The sequence below is a fragment of the Tenacibaculum sp. L6 genome, assembly GCF_028823685.1.
Taxonomy (GTDB): Bacteria; Bacteroidota; Bacteroidia; order Flavobacteriales; family Flavobacteriaceae; genus Polaribacter.
In genome coordinates, this window is the sequence record NZ_JAPEHZ010000106.1 from 1 (window position 1) to 3,654 (window position 3,654).

Below are 3,654 nucleotides of genomic sequence, written 5' to 3' on the forward strand. Positions count from 1 at the left end.
AAATATTTTTCTCGGGGTTTTTCACAATCCTCTATAAAAAAACTAAAAATGAAATTTTAGTGCGCTTAATTTTCTAATGTAAACCCTTGGGCTAACACTACTGTGTTATCTTTTGTTGAATTTTACCTAATGAAAAGCTAGTAATATGAATTTCCGCTATATTTCTTATACTGTTTCTGAAAGCATTAATGTTGCAGCTAGTTTCCCTAATTTATTTGCTTCTTTTGGGCTATCTCCAGTAATAAGTTTACGATCATGACACACTTTTCCATTCGGCATTTTATTTACAATCGTTACACCCAATGCTTGTAATCTTTCTCCAAAACACCAAGGCATTGCTCCTGGTATATATCCTGTTAACGGAAGAATTTTATCTGCTCCATCAGGAAAAGCAGCAATCTTGTATCCTTTATATGGAAACTCTTCTGGAGAAGCGTCAATAGCTGCTGCTAAAAAAGCAGCTGGTCCGTGGCAGATAGAAATCATCCACTTATCATGTTTTACACTCCAATCAATTACCTTTTTAACCGCTAAGCTTGTCGGCAAATCAATAATAGCACCGTGACCTCCTGGTATATATACTGCTGTATACGGACTATTTTTATCTAATTTTTTAACTATTTCCTGTAAACTTAAAGGTGCTAGAATTTGTGGTTTAAACATCTCATAAATAGCCATTACTTCTCTATCCTCTTCAGGAAAAGCCCATTCTTCTAACTTTAATGGTTTACCTGTTGGCGTAGCTATATCCATTTCAAACCCAGCTTTCATAAAGTGCAACATTGGCACAAACATTTCTACAGGATGATTTCCTGTTAAAAAGTTTTTCCCGTTTTGCATTTCAAGTAGTGTTTGTTCTGTTCCAATTACTAAGATTTTTCGATTTCTATCTGTATTCTTATCTTCAAAAACTGAATGATCATAGTCTGTTTTTTTATCTACAGCTAGTTTTAAAGCTAATTTTGAAGGAGAATATATATTTCCTGAAACCTGTTTTGGCTCTACCCCTAACATACTTTTTATACTACTCATACTAATTCAGTTTATTGGTTTTGTACTACTTAAAATTTCTTTATTAAGTTACAACCTTTATTAATATTACAAATCTATTATATAAACAAACCATTTATTAACTCTTAAAGTTTAAATAGTACTCCTAAATGTTCAAAATGTTTTGTTTGTAATTCAAAACTTCTTTCCACTATCAACTTATAACATTCACAAATAATTTAGTAATTTCGGCCTTCTAAATTGTATTGTAAATACCCTTATTAATAATTACACTTGTATAATGCTTTAAACTAATTTACAAGCATTTACATAACTATAATTGTCCACATGGACTCTGTTTTATGAAAGTTTGTATCGCCGAGAAACCTAGTGTAGCCCGTGAGATTGCTAATATCTTAGGAGCCAATACCAAACGAGATGGATATTTCGAAGGGAATGGTTATGCGGTTACTTATACATTCGGTCATTTATGTACACTTTTAGAACCTAAAGACTACAAACCGCACTGGAAAAGCTGGGATTTAAACAACCTCCCTATGCTACCTGAGCGCTTCGACACTAAGGTTACCAACGATAGTGGTATTCAAAAACAGTTTAAAATAGTTAAATCTTTATTTGAAAAAGCCGATGTGGTTATCAACTGTGGGGATGCGGGACAAGAAGGAGAACTCATTCAGCGTTGGGTAATTAATCAAGCTAATTATAAAGGTAAAATTCAACGTTTATGGATTTCTTCTCTTACTGAAGAAGCCATTAAAGAAGGTTTTGACAACCTAAAAGACAACGACGATTACAATAACTTATACTATGCAGGTTACTCTCGTGCAATTGGCGATTGGTTATTAGGTTTAAATGCAACACGTTTGTATACCGTAAAATTTGGTGGTTACAAACAAGTATTATCAATTGGTAGAGTACAAACTCCTACCCTAGCCATGTTGGTTGACCGTTATAAAGAAATTCAAAATTTTAAACCTGAACCTTATTGGGAACTACAAACCTTGTATCGCGATACACTTTTTAGTTGTGAAGAAGGTCGTTTTTTGAAGAAGGAAGAAGGACAAGCCTTTGCTGATAAAGTAAAAGAAAGTGATTTTGAAATCACTTCAGTCACCAAAAAGAAAGGAAAAGAATACGCACCTAAGCTATTCGATTTAACGGGTTTGCAAGTATATTGTAATAATAAGTTCGGATTTTCTGCGGATGAAACCTTGAAAATTGTTCAGAAACTCTATGAAATGAAAGTAGTTACCTACCCTAGGGTTGACACTACTTTTTTACCGAATGATATTTATCCAAAAGTTCCGAATATTTTAAAAGGGTTAAAGCAATACACAACCTTAACACAACCTCTTTTAGGGAAAAAAATACGCAAATCGAGCAAAGTTTTTAACGATAAAAAAGTAACCGATCACCATGCGATTATTCCTACGGGAATAGAAATCAACTTGCAATACAATCAGCAGCAAGTATACGACATTATTGTTCGTCGATTTATTGCCGTTTTTTATCCAGATAGTGATATTTCCAATACTGCTGTAATAGGTGAAGCTGATAAAGTTTCATTCAAAACCACAGGAAAAGAAATTTTGACCAAAGGTTGGCGTGAAGTTTTTGAATACGGAAAAGAGCCTAAAAAAGATACCGAAAAAGACGTGTTACCTACTTTTATCAAAGGAGAAAAAGGCCCACACGAACCCTCATTTTTAGAAAAGGAAACCAAACCTCCTCGTAATTATACCGAAGCTAGTTTATTACGTGCTATGGAAACTGCAGGAAAACAAGTAGATGATGACGAAATGCGCGAATTGATGAAAGAAAATGGTATCGGTCGTCCATCTACACGTGCAAGTATTATTGAAACTTTGTTCAGACGAAAATATATTGAGCGTCAAAAAAAATTGATTATCCCTACCAAAACAGGTATCGACTTAATTGATTTGATTGACAACGAGCTCTTAAAATCTGCAGAATTAACTGGATTGTGGGAAAAACGTTTAAAAGAAATTGAACGTGGTGAATACAGTGCTGCGCATTTTATTAATGAAATGAAAAAAATGGTAGATCGTTTGGTATACGAAGTACGATCTAATACTAAATCTGTACGATTATCTGCCGAAAAAAGTACGATTTCAAACACAACTAAAACCAAGAAAAAATCAACTTCTAAAAAGAAAGAAGTTGTAGGTAAAAGTTGTCCGAAGTGTAACAACGGACAATTGTTAAAAGGAAGTACCGCTTATGGATGCTCTTCTTATAAAAACGGATGTGATTTTAAACTTCCATTTGAGTTTATGGATAAAAAAATATCTGAAAGTCAGTTAATCCGATTACTAGACAAGGGATGTACAACTAATTTGAAAGGTTTCAAGCAAGGTTCAGAAAAAATAGAAGGGTTAGTTCGTTTTGATGATAGTTTCAATTTAAAGTTCGAGCCCAAAAAAACGAGTTCAAATGTCAATTCGAGTGATAAGGGTAAATCAATTTCAGATACCTTAACATGTCCAAAATGTAACAAAGGAACCGTTTTAAAAGGGAAATCTGCCTACGGGTGCTCTGAATACAAAAATGGTTGTGATTTTGTATTTACGTTTGAAAACATCAAAAAAATAGCCAATGGAAAACCATTGACAAAAGAACTAG

The 3,654-nt window shown here is 33.6% G+C and carries 2 protein-coding genes; one reads left to right on the forward strand and one right to left on the reverse strand.

Annotated features, from left to right (window positions below; translation table 11 throughout):
• Positions 1 to 165 precede the first annotated feature (165 nt).
• Positions 166 to 1,032 (reverse strand): DJ-1/PfpI family protein, encoded by an 867-nt coding sequence (locus OU788_RS11905; protein ID WP_274635371.1) that lies wholly within the window; start codon positions 1,030 to 1,032, stop codon positions 166 to 168.
• Positions 1,033 to 1,352: 320 nt separating this feature from the next.
• Between OU788_RS11905 and OU788_RS11910 the strand changes: the two genes are divergently transcribed.
• On the forward strand, positions 1,353 to 3,654 hold a 2,302-nt coding region (locus OU788_RS11910; RefSeq protein ID WP_274635372.1), incomplete at its 3' end, for a type IA DNA topoisomerase.

Excerpts from the sequence above, each read along its gene's own strand:
- OU788_RS11905 (WP_274635371.1), bottom strand. The coding sequence starts at position 1,032 with ATGAGTAGTATAAAAAGTATGTTAGGGGTAGAGCCAAAACAGGTTTCA.